At 46.6% G+C, this 14,502-nt stretch carries 16 protein-coding genes; 5 read left to right on the top strand and 11 right to left on the bottom strand.

Features of this window, described 5'->3' with window-relative positions; translation table 11 throughout:
* Positions 1–63: 63 nt before the first annotated feature.
* Positions 64–510: a hypothetical protein gene (locus tag AB8599_RS21155; RefSeq protein ID WP_407333704.1), complete on the bottom strand. Its 447-nt coding sequence runs from the start codon at positions 508–510 to the stop codon at positions 64–66.
* 421 nt (positions 511–931) lie between these two features.
* Here AB8599_RS21155 and yiaY point away from each other — a divergent pair, with 421 nt between their 5' ends.
* Entirely contained in the window at positions 932–2,080 is a 1,149-nt protein-coding gene (gene yiaY, locus AB8599_RS21150) for an L-threonine dehydrogenase (protein ID WP_407333703.1), read from the top strand.
* Positions 2,081–2,169: 89 nt separating this feature from the next.
* On the opposite strand, the gene AB8599_RS21145 is transcribed toward yiaY, so the two are convergent.
* The 5 genes from AB8599_RS21145 to nrdD form a co-directional block, all read right to left on the bottom strand.
* Positions 2,170–2,535 carry a RidA family protein gene (locus AB8599_RS21145; protein ID WP_407333702.1) on the bottom strand — a complete coding sequence of 122 codons (366 nt, stop codon included), beginning with the start codon at positions 2,533–2,535 and terminating at the stop codon, positions 2,170–2,172.
* Between the two features lie 80 nt (positions 2,536–2,615).
* Positions 2,616–3,800 (bottom strand): aromatic amino acid transaminase, encoded by a 1,185-nt coding sequence (locus tag AB8599_RS21140; RefSeq protein ID WP_407333701.1) that lies wholly within the window; start codon positions 3,798–3,800, stop codon positions 2,616–2,618.
* A gap of 102 nt (positions 3,801–3,902) precedes the next feature.
* Positions 3,903–4,439, bottom strand: a complete 537-nt coding sequence (locus tag AB8599_RS21135) for an ATP-dependent zinc protease (RefSeq protein ID WP_407333700.1) — start codon at positions 4,437–4,439, stop codon at positions 3,903–3,905.
* A 169-nt stretch (positions 4,440–4,608) separates the two neighbouring features.
* The gene (gene nrdG / locus AB8599_RS21130; RefSeq protein WP_407333699.1) at positions 4,609–5,076 is read right to left on the bottom strand and encodes an anaerobic ribonucleoside-triphosphate reductase-activating protein; all 468 of its coding nucleotides are present in this window, start codon (positions 5,074–5,076) and stop codon (positions 4,609–4,611) included.
* Between the two features lie 9 nt (positions 5,077–5,085).
* Complete coding sequence (nrdD, locus tag AB8599_RS21125; protein ID WP_407333698.1) at positions 5,086–7,206, bottom strand: anaerobic ribonucleoside-triphosphate reductase; 2,121 nt, start codon at positions 7,204–7,206, stop codon at positions 5,086–5,088.
* Between the two features lie 570 nt (positions 7,207–7,776).
* Here nrdD and AB8599_RS21120 point away from each other — a divergent pair.
* The 3 genes from AB8599_RS21120 to AB8599_RS21110 all read left to right on the top strand — a co-directional run bounded on the left by AB8599_RS21120 (position 7,777) and on the right by AB8599_RS21110 (position 10,016).
* Positions 7,777–8,697, top strand: a complete 921-nt coding sequence (locus AB8599_RS21120) for an endonuclease/exonuclease/phosphatase family protein (protein WP_407333697.1) — start codon at positions 7,777–7,779, stop codon at positions 8,695–8,697.
* A gap of 139 nt (positions 8,698–8,836) precedes the next feature.
* Positions 8,837–9,136, top strand: a complete 300-nt coding sequence (locus AB8599_RS21115; protein WP_407333696.1) for a hypothetical protein — start codon at positions 8,837–8,839, stop codon at positions 9,134–9,136.
* A 64-nt stretch (positions 9,137–9,200) separates the two neighbouring features.
* A complete protein-coding gene (locus AB8599_RS21110) occupies positions 9,201–10,016 on the top strand; it encodes a DUF2797 domain-containing protein (RefSeq protein WP_407333695.1) in 816 nt (271 codons plus the stop codon).
* Between the two features lie 195 nt (positions 10,017–10,211).
* Here the strand turns inward: AB8599_RS21110 and AB8599_RS21105 are convergent, their stop codons facing one another.
* A complete protein-coding gene (locus AB8599_RS21105) occupies positions 10,212–10,442 on the bottom strand; it encodes a DUF3389 family protein (RefSeq protein WP_407333694.1) in 231 nt (76 codons plus the stop codon).
* 3 nt (positions 10,443–10,445) lie between these two features.
* Positions 10,446–10,874 (bottom strand): hotdog fold thioesterase, encoded by a 429-nt coding sequence (locus AB8599_RS21100; RefSeq protein WP_407333693.1) that lies wholly within the window; start codon positions 10,872–10,874, stop codon positions 10,446–10,448.
* 226 nt (positions 10,875–11,100) lie between these two features.
* Here AB8599_RS21100 and AB8599_RS21095 point away from each other — a divergent pair, with 226 nt between their 5' ends.
* Positions 11,101–11,901 (top strand): M48 family metallopeptidase, encoded by an 801-nt coding sequence (locus tag AB8599_RS21095; RefSeq protein WP_407333692.1) that lies wholly within the window; start codon positions 11,101–11,103, stop codon positions 11,899–11,901.
* A 99-nt stretch (positions 11,902–12,000) separates the two neighbouring features.
* Here AB8599_RS21095 and AB8599_RS21090 read toward each other — a convergent pair whose 3' ends face one another.
* The 3 genes from AB8599_RS21090 to AB8599_RS21080 all read right to left on the bottom strand — a co-directional run bounded on the left by AB8599_RS21090 (position 12,001) and on the right by AB8599_RS21080 (position 14,458).
* Positions 12,001–12,429, bottom strand: coding sequence for a PAS domain-containing protein (locus AB8599_RS21090; RefSeq protein ID WP_407333691.1), 429 nt, complete (start codon positions 12,427–12,429; stop codon positions 12,001–12,003).
* Positions 12,430–12,431: 2 nt separating this feature from the next.
* Entirely contained in the window at positions 12,432–13,439 is a 1,008-nt protein-coding gene (locus AB8599_RS21085) for a response regulator (RefSeq protein WP_407333690.1), read from the bottom strand.
* Between the two features lie 287 nt (positions 13,440–13,726).
* Entirely contained in the window at positions 13,727–14,458 is a 732-nt protein-coding gene (locus AB8599_RS21080; RefSeq protein WP_407333689.1) for a hypothetical protein, read from the bottom strand.
* Positions 14,459–14,502: the final 44 nt, after the last annotated feature.

Genomic DNA, 14,502 nt, shown 5'->3' with positions numbered 1-14,502 from the left:
GAGTAATCTTGCTAAACCCTACCGACAGGTTCGACATCCAGCGAGTCACGATCTAGGTGTTGTTTATCTCCCTTTATACGCCGCCAAGCTCCATGCGCACACATCGTTTTCCGTTAGCCTTTCCAACTTAACAACAGACAGCTGATAGTCCTTTGCATGAGTGAGAAACGCGGGAAGGTAAGACGCTATCGTTTCATTGCAAGACATGTAGAGACGCTTTTTGGTTTCAACAGCAATGTCTATAAGCTTGATGAGATCTGTAGATTGCAATAGATGCGCATCGTCAACGGTGATGAAGTCGCAATCTCGATCAATAATTTGCTGCCATTCTTGTTCCGTAATTCGAGTATCACCTCCGCAGTAGGCAACCATCGCTTTGGATACATCAATAAGGAATGGTTGTCCCTCATATTGCTCACAAAGAAATTTTGTTTTATGTGTTCGGTTGGGACCGACGATAAGACTGATGTTATGCAGTTTGAGTTGATCGCGGACTTTATGCCAGAGCATGCTTTCCCTATATGCAACTAATTGAATTTCGATAAACGATATCCTAGATGTGCTTCATGCTCATGTCTATTGATATGAATCTTTTATGTATTTAAAGCGAGACATTGACATTGAAACGCATGCTAGGGTGATTCCGTCCCAGTAAACGCGCCACTATTCTATCGCCCCCTCATTAAACCTCACCTTTTTGATATCAAAAAAACCATAAATATTTCAGAATGTTAATGAAAGACCACAATAATGATCTGGTTCAAAGTCTTGACATTAATGCCCAATATTTTGTGCTACAGATTGAGGTAGATCAAAGTGTTGAATGTGTCGCAAATGTTACAAAAGATAGGCACGGCAAACCGATGAAACCGCGTTTTTATCTGCCGTAGTAGACCAACAATTATTAACGTTAGCACCACGGAGAATCGTCATGACTAGCGCATTTTACATCCCTACAGTGAACCTAATGGGCGCAGGCTGCCTAACCGACGCAGTTGATGCCATACACTCTCATGGTTTCAAAAATGGCCTGATTGTTACCGACAAAGTGTTAAATGAGATTGGTGTGGTTGAAAAAGTCGCTGCCTTGCTGTCAGAGCGCAATGTCAGCACTGTCGTTTTCGATGGTACTCAACCCAATCCAACCACAAGCAACGTGGAGGCAGGTCTCGCCATCCTCACAGAAAATAACTGTGATTTCGTCATTTCACTGGGTGGTGGCTCACCACATGATTGTGCGAAAGGCATTGCATTAGTGGCCGCAAATGGCGGAAAAATTGGCGACTACGAAGGTGTCGACCAATCTGCAAAAGCACAAATGCCACTCATCGCCATCAACACCACCGCTGGCACAGCGTCAGAAATGACTCGCTTCTGCATCATTACTGATGAAACCCGACACATCAAAATGGCGATTGTAGATAAAAACACCACACCGTTGATTTCGGTTAACGACCCCGAATTAATGCTGGCGAAACCAGCATCACTCACCGCAGCGACGGGAATGGACGCACTGACCCACGCGGTGGAGGCTTATGTGTCTGTTGCGGCATCCCCAATCACTGATGCAGTCGCAATCAAAGCCATTGAGCTTATCCAAGCGAACTTGAGAACCGCTGTCAAAGACGGACAAAACCTCGAAGCACGAGAGCAAATGGCGTATGCGCAGTTCATGGCAGGTATGGCATTCAATAACGCATCTCTAGGCTATGTTCATGCCATGGCACACCAATTAGGCGGTTTTTATGACTTACCGCACGGCGTCTGCAATGCCATTTTGTTGCCACATGTTCAGCGCTACAACGCGCAAGTGTCGGCAAGTCGTCTGCGTGATGTTGCCAAAGCCATGGGCGTGGACGTTAATTCATTGACACCGGAACAAGGGGCACAAGCTGCTCTTGATGCGATACAAGTACTTTCTAAAGATGTTGGTATTCCAGCAGGATTAGAAACACTTGGCGTGAAAGCGGACGATTTCCCTGTGCTGGCAGAAAACGCGTTAAAAGATGCGTGTGGGTTTACTAACCCGAAACAAGCGACACACGAAGAAATTTGCGATATTTTCCGCCAAGCGATGTAATTCGCGAATCAAAGATGATCCTCGGTGTCATGCATAACAAAAAGGGCAGCGATTCACGCTGCCCTTTTTCTATATATTGCCAAGTAACCTCAAGATTGAAACGCTTCGCCAGCCGCGGCAACAAATGCCATTTCAACCAAATAGTCTGGGTCAGCAAGCTCTGCTTTCACACACGCGCGGCTCGGCGCTGTACCTGCTTCAAACCATGCATCCCAAACTTCGTTCAAAGCAGCTAGGTTTTCAAAGTCAGTCAAGTAGATAGTTACTGACAGAACGCGGGTTTTATCGCTACCCACAGATGCTAGCATCTCTTCCGCTTGTGCAAGAACTTGTGCTGTCTGACCTTTGATATCTGCGCTTAGATCGCTTTCTGGAACTTCAACAAAGTGAGCGATACCATTGAAAACAGTGACGTCAGACCAACGATTGGTCGGGTTAATACGATGAATTTTCATGATGATTTGTCTAATTTATCCGTTAAGAAAAACAGAGCCAGCACAAAGCGGGCTCGTCAGCAAATAGTGTCTCGTTAAGGCTATTTTGATACCGCGATTAATGCATCCGCTAAGTAGTCAATGCGCGACTCGGTCAGCCCCGCCACGTTGATACGGCTGTCACCCACCGCATAGATACCGAACTCTTCACGCAGCTTAACCATTTGTTCAGGTGAATACGCCAACATAGAGAACATGCCTTTATGTTGCTTGATAAAATCAAAACGGTTATCACCAGTACGAGCAGAAAGCGCAGAACTTAACCCCTCACGGAGCGAGATAATGCGGTTACGCATACTATCCAATTCTTCTCGCCACTGTTTAGTCAGTACGTTATCAGACAGAATGGTTTCCACAATCGCAGCGCCGTGATCAGGTGGCATGGTGTAGGTTGCACGAGCCAATTGAAGAATACGGCCTTTTGCGTTAGTCGCTTCTTGTGCGTTTTTACCAATAACGATAGCCGCACCCGTGCGTTCACGGTACAAACCAAAGTTCTTCGAACAAGACGTTGCAATCAACATTTCTTCGACCGAATCAGCCAGCAAACGCAGGCCGTAAGCATCTTCTTCTAAGCCTTCGCCGAAACCTTGGTAAGCAATGTCGACAAACGGCGTAAATCCATTTTTCTGTGCCAATTCATTGATGGCTTGCCAATGCTCACGGCGAATATCGGCACCGGTTGGGTTATGACAGCAGCCATGCAGCAGTACGACGTCATCAGGCCCAGCTTTTGACAAAGCATCGAGCATTGCTTCCGGGTTCACCTGCTTGGTGATTGCATCAAAGTAAGGATAAAACTTAACGTGCAGGCCTGCAGCTTCCATCACTGGCTTGTGATTCACATAACTTGGGTCAGTAATCCATACCGTGGTGACAGGTTTGGCGAGGTACATCAGATCACCCAACATACGAAGTGCGCCACTCGCGCCGGGAGTTTGCACGGTAGCGCAACGACCGTAACCATCGGTGCCTTTAAGCAGAAGATCTGTCATGGCCTGGTTGAACGCTTCGTTACCCGCCAATCCGACATAGCTTTTGGTGGTTTGAGAGTCTGCCAGTTGCTGCTGGGCAGTTTTCACTGCCTGCATGATTGGCGTATTGCCCTCACTGTCTTTATAAACACCAATACCTAAATCCATTTTGTCGGCGCGGGTGTCGGCGCGGAATGCAATGGAAAGTGACAAAATCGGATCTTGTTGCGCCGGAGAAAGCAGATCTAACATGGAATAACATCCTTATTTAACGGCAATAATTACACCTAGTACCTTACTGAAAGACTCGCGCGGTGCAAGTAAAAAAGCGCGATGCCGAATTGGGTAATGGAACTATTGCTTTACGCCAGTTACCGGCTTTGGCTGGATGTATTTTCTACTGACGTCTACCAAGGCGGTATCTTTAAGATACGTACGTCCAAGTAAAACGGGAAAGTTGAGATGTTTACGGTCACGTAAGGTGAACTCTGTGCTGACTGTCATATCGCCGATAGTAATTGGCAGATCCACCACATACCGACGCTCATACCCTTCCGAACTTGATTGAATGATTTTCACAGTGCGAACGACTGGCCGTTCAATGAGATCACTTTGTCTGTCATCGTGAGCAAGGCGAAATTTCACCCATTTCTTACCATCACGTTCAAAAGACTGAATATCAATCGCGCTGATGGATGAGGTGGTGGCACCCGTATCAACACGCGCAATCGCGACAACATCGAAGTCATCAACCCTCACCCACTCTTTTTCACCCATGATCATTTTGCCATTTGCGGCATGCTCGTAGGTAGGTGGAGTGATGTCGGCAACAGCGATGCCGTGAGAAAACAGAGCAGTAAAAAATACGAAGGCAGCAATCGTCAGTTTCATTGCGAGGTCCTTATTTGGGAGCACTATTAAATATAGGGGGAATACCTAGACAACAATAACGACGATAAGTTCTTGTTCCCATTATTTATCTGAAGGTTCATGTGAATGATATAACGCCACATGAGCGGCGTTATTTTACTGTACGTTTAATGAGAATATTGCGCGTTCACTAAGGTTTCAAGCGATGAACTACTTGGTTATGGCTTCCTCGCCAAGGCAACGATGGGTCGGCAAGATCTTTCTCAAACTTACCGTCCACCAGCACATCAACAAGCGAAACAACGGATTGTTGAGCGTCAGTTAAGTGTGCTAACTCATACCCCGTCCATAGCCAGATATCTTTACCATCACATTCAGCGTGAACGCGTTTTACTAGCGCCAACACAGCAGAAACATTGGCAGGATGAAGTGGATCTCCACCACTAAGAGACAAGCCTCTGCGTTTAATGCGTGTGTCATTGAGATCCGCAATCACGCGGTCTTCCATCTGTTTATCAAACGGCTTTCCAGAATCTAACGACCAGGTGCTTTGGTTATAACAGCCACGACATTGATGCTCGCACCCTGCAACAAACAAGGTGCAGCGCGTGCCTTCACCATTCACTACGTCAACCGGATAATACTGATGGAAGTTCATCACTATGCCTTACATGTGTTTAACGCGACGTTGCACTTCTTCCTGTTTGCCGTCGTTGAATGGGCGCGCATCCGGGCTGCCTAGATAACCGCAAACTCGGCGTGTTACTGACACCTTAGTGGAATCATGGTTGCCACAACTTGGGCATACAAACCCTTTGCTAGAACAATCAAATTCGCCTGTAAATCCGCACTCGTAACATTCATCAATCGGCGTATTCGTGCCGTAATAAGGGACGCGTTCGTAGCTGTAATCCCAAACATTTTCCAGCGCTTCAATATTGTGCTGAATATTTGGATATTCGCCATAACAAATGAAACCGCCGCTAGCGACGTCTGGGTATGGCATTTCAAAATCAATTTTGTCGTAAGGGTTAACCGCTTTTTCAACATCAAGGTGGAAGCTGTTGGTGTAATAACCCTTGTCCGTCACCCCTTTCAAAACGCCAAACTCTTTCGCATCAATTTTGCAGAATCGGCTGCACAAGTTCTCACTCGGTGTGCTATACAGGCTGAAACCATATCCGGTTTCATCTTTCCAGCGGTCAGTCGCAGCTTTCAGATACTTAACAACATCCAACGCTTTTTCACGCAGCATTTCAGAGTCATACACGTGCTCTTCGTTGCCATATAACGCGTTGATCGTTTCGTGAATACCGATATAACCCAATGAAATTGACGCGCGACCATTTTTGAAAATTTCACTGACATCGTCGTCTGGATTCAAACGCACCCCACATGCCCCTTCCATATACAGGATGGGTGCAACACGGGCTTTCACACCGCGTAAACGGTCGATGCGAGAATCCAATCCGTCACGCGCAACACGCAACACATCATCAAGCAGTGAATAGAAGGTTTCTTCGTTGCCATTTGCGCGAATCGCAATACGTGGCAAGTTAATGCTAACAACACCGATGTTGTTGCGTCCTTCGTGAATCAGTTCCCCATTCTCTTCATAATCAGAGAGGAAGCTACGACAGCCCATTGGCGTTTTGAATGACCCGGTGACTTCCACCACGCGATCATAGTTTAGAATGTCAGGATACATGCGCTTAGACGCACACTCTAAAGCCAGTTGTTTGATGTCGTAATTTGGCTCACCGTTTTTCTGATTCAACCCAGCTTTAATACTAAACACCAATTTTGGGAACACCGCGGTCTTGCGGTTTTTGCCCAAGCCTTCAATGCGGTTACGCAAAATTGATTGTTGGATCAAACGCGCTGACCAAGATTCACCCAAACCAAAACCAAAGGTCACAAACGGCGTTTGCCCGTTGGCGGTATGCAGGGTGTTGACTTCATATTCCAGTGACTGGAAAGCGTCATAACACTCTTTTTCTGTGCGCGCTTTGGCATAGCCCTCTGCGTCGGCAATATCCCACTCACGGGCAACCATCAAGTGTTTTTCGTAGCTGATTTCAACATACGGTGCGAGCACTTCATCAATGCGATTGATCGTGGTGCCGCCATAAATATGGGAAGCCACTTGTGCAATGATCTGTGCCGTCACAGCCGTTGCCGTCTGAATCGATTTCGGCGTGTCGATTTCCGCATTACCCATTTTAAAACCATGGGTCAGCATATTTTCGAGGTCAACCAACATGCAGTTGAACATAGGGAAGAAGGGCGCATAGTCTAAATCATGATAATGAATATCACCTTGATCATGTGCGCGCACCACGTCTTTCGGCAGCATGTATTGCTTGGCATAGTGCTTAGCAACGATGCCTGCCAGTAAGTCGCGCTGAGTTGGTATCACTTTACTGTCTTTATTGGCATTCTCGTTAAGAATGTCCGAGTTCGTCTGCTCAACCAAACCACGAATTTCATGACTCAGTCTGCTTTTCTTTTCACGCGCACTGTCACGATCATGACGATATTCAATATATGCGCGGGCAACCGCCTTATAAGGCCCTGCCATAAGGTGATTTTCGACAGCGTCTTGGATTTGATGGATATCCACTTCATCGTGACGCATCACATGAGCGAGAACGCCATCTGCTACTGCTGCTGCATAGGCTCGATCCATGTCTTCTACTGCTTGCGCCGCGCGAATCACCGCATCTTCGATACGTTGGCGCTGAAAAGGTACGCGGGCTCCATCGCGTTTGATGACAACAGGTTTCACAAATAGCTCCTCATGAATCACCCTTCACTACAAGGGCAAATAGTGAAATCACGCTGTTACCAGCGTGATTTTTGAAGTGGAAATGCAGCCAGCCGAACACCTATCAATCCTTGCCATGAGAGAAAACTGACATCACCGTCAATCGCTCTATTCGTAAAGAAACCGACCTACACATAATTGTGAACGACGTCAAGAAATACCAAATATGGGTAGAAAGTTAGCATTGACTACAATATGTGGTGCATTAGACCTTCGAGGGGAGATCGATACCTTGATTTAGATCATGGCACGAGGCGATGCGATTTTTATCTATTCGATTAATGGGAATAATCGTCAATAAATTAAAAAAGGCTGTAAAAAAGTGCAACAGATAACGCAAAAATGCCACCTACCAAAAACATTGCATACTGTATGTTCTATCATCCAGCTAAGAGTATTTTTTTGGACACGTACCCCAGCATAATCACACATATGGACACTGGTATTTGGCGCGTAAGTTCATCGTAATAAAAAGAGAATTCACTTCTGGATATGTCCTCACTTCGACCGCTTTCCGTGCGATCAAACTGCATGAATCAAACAACCACCTACTTTCGCCGACTTTTGCTCTTGGTTATGGCGATCATTCCAACTCAGGCTTATGCCAGTCTCACACTGGCAACATGGAACATGGAGTGGCTGTCGGATAAAGGCGACATAGTTCAAAGTAAGCGCAACGCAGGCGACTACTTAATGATGCAAACCATCTCTTCTGTTATTAACGCAGACCTCATTGCCTTTCAGGAAGTCGACGGCCCCGAGCCGCTAGCAAAAGTGGTGGACCCGCAACAATACGATTTCTATTTTTCAGACCGTTCTCTGCGCTACAAGAAAAGCAGAGCCAGCCATCAGTTCACTGGGTGGGCCGTTAAGAAAGGCATCACTGTTGTTGATCACAAGGATTACCAACCACTTGGATTGCCGACATTCCTTTCCGATGGTGACCTTCGCTATGGCGCTTACATTGAAGTGCTAAGAGAAAACAAACCCTCGCTTCATTTACTTTCCATACATCTCAAATCAGGGTGCTTTGATACGCCGGTACGCCGAAACAACAGCTGCAAAAAACTCGAACGCCAGATTGAGGCGTTGTCAGTATGGATTAATACCCGAGCCAAGCTCGGACAAGAATTTGTCATAGCGGGTGACTTTAACCATTACATGAATAGCACCTATGAATGGGCTTGGAAGTCGTTACTAAAGGAAACGAACGCCAATGCACTGATTAAGTTAACCGAAAACACAGCCGCGAAATGCAAAGCAAGAAAGTTTAACTATCGCACCAAGCGATGGGAGCATGTTGTTTACAATAAACTCATCGATCACATTGTTGCTAGCCCCGGCGCAATCGACATGACAATGCGCGTGGAGGCAAAGCAATATCAGTTCTCTTACCATGCTGTTGCTACGTATAGACTCTCAGATCATTGCCCTGTAATTGTAAAATTGTGACTTATGGCAAGAAAACGCATTCAAAAGCTTAAAAGTCTCGCTTTTTACTGCAGAATCATCATCCTCTGACCCTGTACTGACAAAATGGACGCTTCACTGTGACATCCTGCGCCACATATAACAAAGACGGACTTTTCGTATGCGCTTTCTAACAACCCCTTTTCTTGTTTCTGCACTCTTGTTGCCTTTTCATGCATATGCCAAGCCAGAGCTCGCACCAGCTGCTCTGCTCGATTTTGGAAGCTATGAAAAAGTCGAAGAAATGACCATTTATGGCGACATTCAGCAAGATATCATCATATTGGCTCAAAATAACACGTCTGAGTCAGAAGCTGATTTGTTTGTCATCGATGACATCAATGAAGACATTGAGCTCAATTTAGTGGTCGTCACCGTATCGCTTTACAACGATCTGAACGACGGATTGGTGATGCGATAACCCGCCGTTTACGAACAAAGTTCTGGTACACTTCAGGTACCAAAAGGACAACGTATAATAAGCAATGACGACTGGTACTTTAAGCAAAATGAAAAGTACGCTGGATAACGGCGTACATTACTCACTGCCTGTGGGCGACAATGACGTTGCGTTGAACGCACTGATCGGCAAACCTCTAACACTGACTTACACTGGCAACATCTACTGTGACGCCTGCGGCAACAAAACCAACAAAAGTTTCAGCCAAGGACACTGCTTCCCTTGCACGCGTAAGCTTGCCCGCTGTGACATGTGTATTCTAAAACCGGAAACCTGTCACTTTGCCGAAGGCACTTGCCGAGAGCCTGAGTGGGGCGAGAAGTTCTGCATGACCGATCATGTGGTTTACCTATCGAACACATCAGGGCTAAAAGTCGGTATTACGCGCGCCAGCCAAATTCCAACCCGCTGGATCGATCAAGGTGCGACACAAGCGCTGCCTATCCTTCGTGTGAAAAGTCGTCATCTTTCCGGTTTAGTGGAAATTGCCATCGCGGAATTTCTTGCCGACAAAACCAATTGGCGAACCATGTTGAAAGGCGACAATGCTGATATCGATTTGAAAGAAGAAGCGCGACGCTTACTGCCAAAAATTGATGCCAAAATTTTCAGCCTGCGTCTGCAATATGGCTTTGATGCGGTTGAACCCGTTCAGCATGACATCGTTGAAATAAGCTACCCAGTCGCGGAGCACCCAAGCAAAATCACCTCGCTCAATTTTGATAAAGAGCCTGTGATTTCGGGCGTGTTGAAAGGTATTAAAGGTCAATACCTGATTTTTGACACGGGTGTGATTAACATTCGCAAGTTCACAGGTTACGAGATCATTGCCGCATATTAGTCGATTTGAACTTAATAACGTTTAAACTCACTAGCTGATCTAATGTTTGGTAGCTGATCTAATGTACGGCAGCTGATCCAATGTACGGCAGCTGATCCAATGTACGGCGGATAATGCAATAAGCATCACCTCTGACGATAAACGAGCGGCTACATCGGTAGCGGCTCGTTTAATTTGAAGAAAGATCCGACGCTTTTATCGCTTAATCGCAACTCCAGTCGCTTCACTTACTGCATTCAAGTTTTCTTCCGTGCCTAGCGAAATGCTCCAGTTCACCGTGCCGCCATTGGCGATCAACATACAGGGTGCGCCCAGTAGCGTGATGTCATCCGTTTGCGTTTGAAGCGTAAGTCGGTTTTCTTCCAACTTCACCATCACTTCGTGCATGGTCGCCACAACACGTCCACCTGGAATGGTAATCACCATCGTTTATTTCCCTTTGTGCTGTAAAACCGCCATGGTCAAACGACTGGTACACACCAATCGACCGCGCTCATCCGTGATTTCGATTTGCCACACTTGCGTGGTTGCCCCCAAGTGAATAGGCATTGCCGTGCCTGTTACGCTGCCTGATCGCATGGCACGAATATGGTTGGCGTTAATGTCTAGACCGACGCAGTACTTGTTTGCTTCCACACACATATTTGCAGCTAGCGAGCCCAAGGTCTCTGCCAGTACCACGGAAGCGCCACCGTGAAGCATGCCCAAAGGTTGATGGGTTCGAGCATCAACTGGCATTGTGCCAGTCAAACTACTGTCATCAAACGCTGTATATTGAATACCAAGGTGTTCGACAAGTGTATTGATCGACGTGGCATTGAGCCCTTCGAGAGAAATAGGTTTCTTCCAAATAGACATGAGCGCTCCTAGATGTCTGATGTGCGGATGACCGTTTTTCGCCATTATCCTTGGGAATACGATTAAGAGCCACGATTTCACTGAACGAGGCGCATTATTCGTGACTTTTCTGCGCAATCTCCTAGTCGGATCTGCATATAACGACACTTGCCTCATCGTCCAGTACAGCTACAATATCGCACATCGGTGTCATTCAGGGATCTCGCACCGCGATAAGGATATAGCCATGAAATTGAAAACAGTAAAATCAACCCTCGCTGTCGCACTTCTCGGTGTGTTGGTTGGTTGCACAACCTCCCCAACTGGCCGAAGTCAGTTTATTTTGGTGTCTGGGTCGGAAATGGCGACATTGGGTAACCAATCTTTTTCTGAACTGAAAGAACAGGAAAAAATCAGCACCGACAAGCAAACCAATCAATATGTGCAATGTGTCACTGACGCGCTGCTAAAAGTGACGCCGCCACAGCCCGATTTCGAAAATTGGGAAGTGGTCGTATTTGACAGTGATCAGGTGAACGCTTTCGCCCTACCCGGTGGGAAAATCGGTGTTTACACTGGCTTACTGAAAGTCGCTAAAACACAAGATCAGCTGGCTTCAGTCATCGGGCATGAAATCGGTCATGTCATGGCGAATCACGGTAGCGAGCGTGTTTCCAGTTCCGTTGCCGCTAACAGCGCCTTGCAGATCACTAGCATTGCACTGGGTGCATCAGGCACAGCCAATTCTGACATGATCATGGCAGGTCTTGGACTTGGTGTGAATGTTGGGGTTTTGCTCCCTTTTAGCCGTGCACATGAATCTGAGTCAGATCTTATTGGTGTCCAGTTGATGAACGACGCAGGGTTCGATCCAAAAGAAAGTGTTCAACTTTGGAAGAACATGGCTGCGGCTTCTGAGGGTGCGCCTCCGGAGATTATGTCGACTCACCCCTCGCACGACACGCGTATTGATGATTTGAATGCCGCCATAAGCCGATTGCCAGCGTCGTCGCTGCGCGCGCCAAACTGCGGCAAACCGAACATCTAGCATCTAGCATCTAGCATCTAATTTATGGGCTAAATACCGATAATAAAAAAGCCAGCGCTTTCACACGCTGGCTTTTTTCTAAGATTAGACGCCATATCGTCACGAGTACGCTAACGCTTCGCCCGTCACATCAGCCACTGAAATAAACATATGCTGCACTTCGCCACGTAGGTTCACCATCGGGTTAAGCGTGACGTTCTGATACATAAAGTTCGCTTGCCCAGTAATCGGTCGAACGTTGCGGCAATGAAAAAGGTACGGTCGCTGTTTCCACACAACGAAACTTCGACATTTTAATTCAAAAACGGGGCGGCACTTGGCGCGAAACCAACTTTCTGAAATTTCAGGGAACACATCAAACAGCGATTTACCCTGCACCTTGTTGGGGTGTTTGCCTGTGTGGTGAACCATAAAACCATTCCACATATGAATAGTAAAATCACGGTCTACCACAATTAATCCCATGTCGATATTTTGCACCATATCGACCATCCAATTGAATTGTTCAAATTCTGGTGAGTCAATCATGGCTATTCCTCATCGTCCATTAAATAGGCGAGTTTAGCGTCGAGCAACGGCAAGGATTCATCAACCAATAGCAGAAGCAAATCACATTTGATGTTTGTGCCGTCAATGGCATAACTGACTTCAATCGTCACTGTCCGCTTCCAGGTGCCGTGCATGCCTTGCACTAACTTGTCTACCGCAAGATGCTGGCCAATGATCGCCGGATAACTTTGGGCAAATACAAGCCCTGCTTGTTCGCCAATGCCGGATAAGAATGCGCTGATAAGCACATTGCTAACATCAACCAAAACTTCTAATTCATTGTCCACGCTACCATCATCTGGATAATCAAGAATAGTCAGCAGGTCTTTCATCGAAGAATCGGAAATCAGCATCAAGGCTTCACCTGCGATGCCTTCACCGCTAAAGCCTTGGCAAATTCCTGACATATTATCATTCGCCGCGAGGTGTCTGATCGTCATCACCAACTCGCTCACTTCAAACACGTTAACGTGCGGCAACGGCATGTGAACAAACACATCAAAGTAACGCGCCAATGAATCAGCGGCACGCCCCATCGCGACATTAACCACCTCCATGTACATTTCACGGCGCCCAATTTTCATGTCTTGAACGGGCTTGGCTTTCGCAGCGGCGTCAGGTGCAGTTTCGGATTTAAATGGAGCGAGAAGCGCATTCAATTGAGCTGGGCTGACAGGTTTTTGAACAAAAGCTTTTGCGCCTAGCGAGAGCACTTTCTCTTGTGCTTTGGGCTGAATATCACCCGACACGACGAAAACAGGCACAGTGATGTTTTTTTCACGCATAACCTCTAACGTTTCATAACCATCCAACACGGGCATGGTCAGATCGAGAAACATCACATCGAAGGTGTTCTCAGTCAGTTGATCAATGGCGACCTGTCCGTTTTCAGCAAACGTCACGTCAGCATTGATAAATGCAGGCATTGAGCGAGCGAGTTGCTTTCGTGCCAATGCGGAGTCGTCGGTGATCAATACTCGGGTTGTCAACGTGTCTACCCCTACCGTCCGTTTATTTTATTGTTGATGTTGAGCACATCGAAGAGAGCAAAGCCCCGAAATATAACGCAATTTAGGTGAACTTGTCTTAGGTCTACAACATTACTTTCATAAGCATAGTGCCACTTGGTTATTTTTTCGCCCCGGGGAGGGAAATCACCTATCGATACGAACAAACTAGCGAAAAGTCAGCGTATTATTGCGCTAGCTTGTGGCACTTATTTCTTCGTGCCTACGCGGCTTAATCTGTTTCTCGCTTAGTGAACTTAGTGAGCTTCTTACTCTTCCCTTACTGAAGGATTCGTTAGCGGCTCTTGAGGCGTTGCCAACGGCTCTTGAGGTGAGGCCAGATTTCCGAACGCGGACAATTCGCGTTTTACCTCGTCAAGGTTCGCGCTCATATCATCAAAGTCGACCATTAATTCGTTGGCTTGCTGCTTGTATACGCTAAAGTTGTCGCAGTCTTTTTCTGACACCCAATTCCAAGAATTGCCTTTTTTGAATTCTGCGCACGCTTGCTGACTGGATTCCGCTTTATGGCTTGCTTTAAAAATCTTTTCGTTAAGATCACTCACCGCTTGCGTCAAGCGGTAACGCTCCGCATAGAGGGCATCGGTATTTTCTAGCCTTGTTCTCAGCTTACTGATCGCATCAGCTTGTTCCATTGCTTTGCGCCCAAGCCCTTTTTTCTCTTCATTTATCTGTGTGTATTGCTGTGTGAGTTGTACAAGCTGCGCCTTTAGTTGTTCTATCTCGACATCTTTTTGTTCCACTAAACCCGCTTTACTTTCTTGGTCAGCGGTTTGTGTTGCCATCAAGCCATCTAACTGGGCGATGGTTTGCTGAGCTTGGAGCAGTTCACTTTGCGATTGCATCAATTGCGCATTGGCTCCTTCAAGTCGTTCTTGTGTCACATTCCCAACTGAAGAAAAGTGGTTCGCTGCCACAAATCCACCTAGTAATAAACCAGCAGCAAAAAGCAACGCGCCTTTTTTATTCGCGTTTGTCATAACTCTGTCCCTAAAATAAACCCCAAAAAAAGCTGCCTCATAAT

It is taken from the genome of Enterovibrio litoreus (assembly GCF_045679545.1).
GTDB lineage: Bacteria > Pseudomonadota > Gammaproteobacteria > Enterobacterales > Vibrionaceae > Enterovibrio.
Note: the sequence above shows the minus strand (reverse complement) of the source record. Positions and strands in the feature narration are given on the sequence as shown.

What these genes read in the sequence shown, in the direction of transcription:
- AB8599_RS21155 (WP_407333704.1), bottom strand. Translation starts at nt 510, where the DNA reads ATGCTCTGGCATAAAGTCCGCGATCAACTCAAACTGCATAACATCAGT.
- yiaY (WP_407333703.1), top strand. Translation starts at nt 932, where the DNA reads ATGACTAGCGCATTTTACATCCCTACAGTGAACCTAATGGGCGCAGGC.
- AB8599_RS21145 (WP_407333702.1), bottom strand. Translation starts at nt 2,535, where the DNA reads ATGAAAATTCATCGTATTAACCCGACCAATCGTTGGTCTGACGTCACT.
- AB8599_RS21140 (WP_407333701.1), bottom strand. Translation starts at nt 3,800, where the DNA reads ATGTTAGATCTGCTTTCTCCGGCGCAACAAGATCCGATTTTGTCACTT.
- AB8599_RS21135 (WP_407333700.1), bottom strand. Translation starts at nt 4,439, where the DNA reads ATGAAACTGACGATTGCTGCCTTCGTATTTTTTACTGCTCTGTTTTCT.
- nrdG (WP_407333699.1), bottom strand. Translation starts at nt 5,076, where the DNA reads ATGAACTTCCATCAGTATTATCCGGTTGACGTAGTGAATGGTGAAGGC.
- AB8599_RS21120 (WP_407333697.1), top strand. Translation starts at nt 7,777, where the DNA reads ATGAATCAAACAACCACCTACTTTCGCCGACTTTTGCTCTTGGTTATG.
- AB8599_RS21115 (WP_407333696.1), top strand. Translation starts at nt 8,837, where the DNA reads ATGCGCTTTCTAACAACCCCTTTTCTTGTTTCTGCACTCTTGTTGCCT.
- AB8599_RS21110 (WP_407333695.1), top strand. Translation starts at nt 9,201, where the DNA reads ATGACGACTGGTACTTTAAGCAAAATGAAAAGTACGCTGGATAACGGC.
- AB8599_RS21105 (WP_407333694.1), bottom strand. Translation starts at nt 10,442, where the DNA reads ATGGTGATTACCATTCCAGGTGGACGTGTTGTGGCGACCATGCACGAA.
- AB8599_RS21100 (WP_407333693.1), bottom strand. Translation starts at nt 10,874, where the DNA reads ATGTCTATTTGGAAGAAACCTATTTCTCTCGAAGGGCTCAATGCCACG.
- AB8599_RS21095 (WP_407333692.1), top strand. Translation starts at nt 11,101, where the DNA reads ATGAAATTGAAAACAGTAAAATCAACCCTCGCTGTCGCACTTCTCGGT.
- AB8599_RS21090 (WP_407333691.1), bottom strand. Translation starts at nt 12,429, where the DNA reads ATGATTGACTCACCAGAATTTGAACAATTCAATTGGATGGTCGATATG.
- AB8599_RS21080 (WP_407333689.1), bottom strand. Translation starts at nt 14,458, where the DNA reads ATGACAAACGCGAATAAAAAAGGCGCGTTGCTTTTTGCTGCTGGTTTA.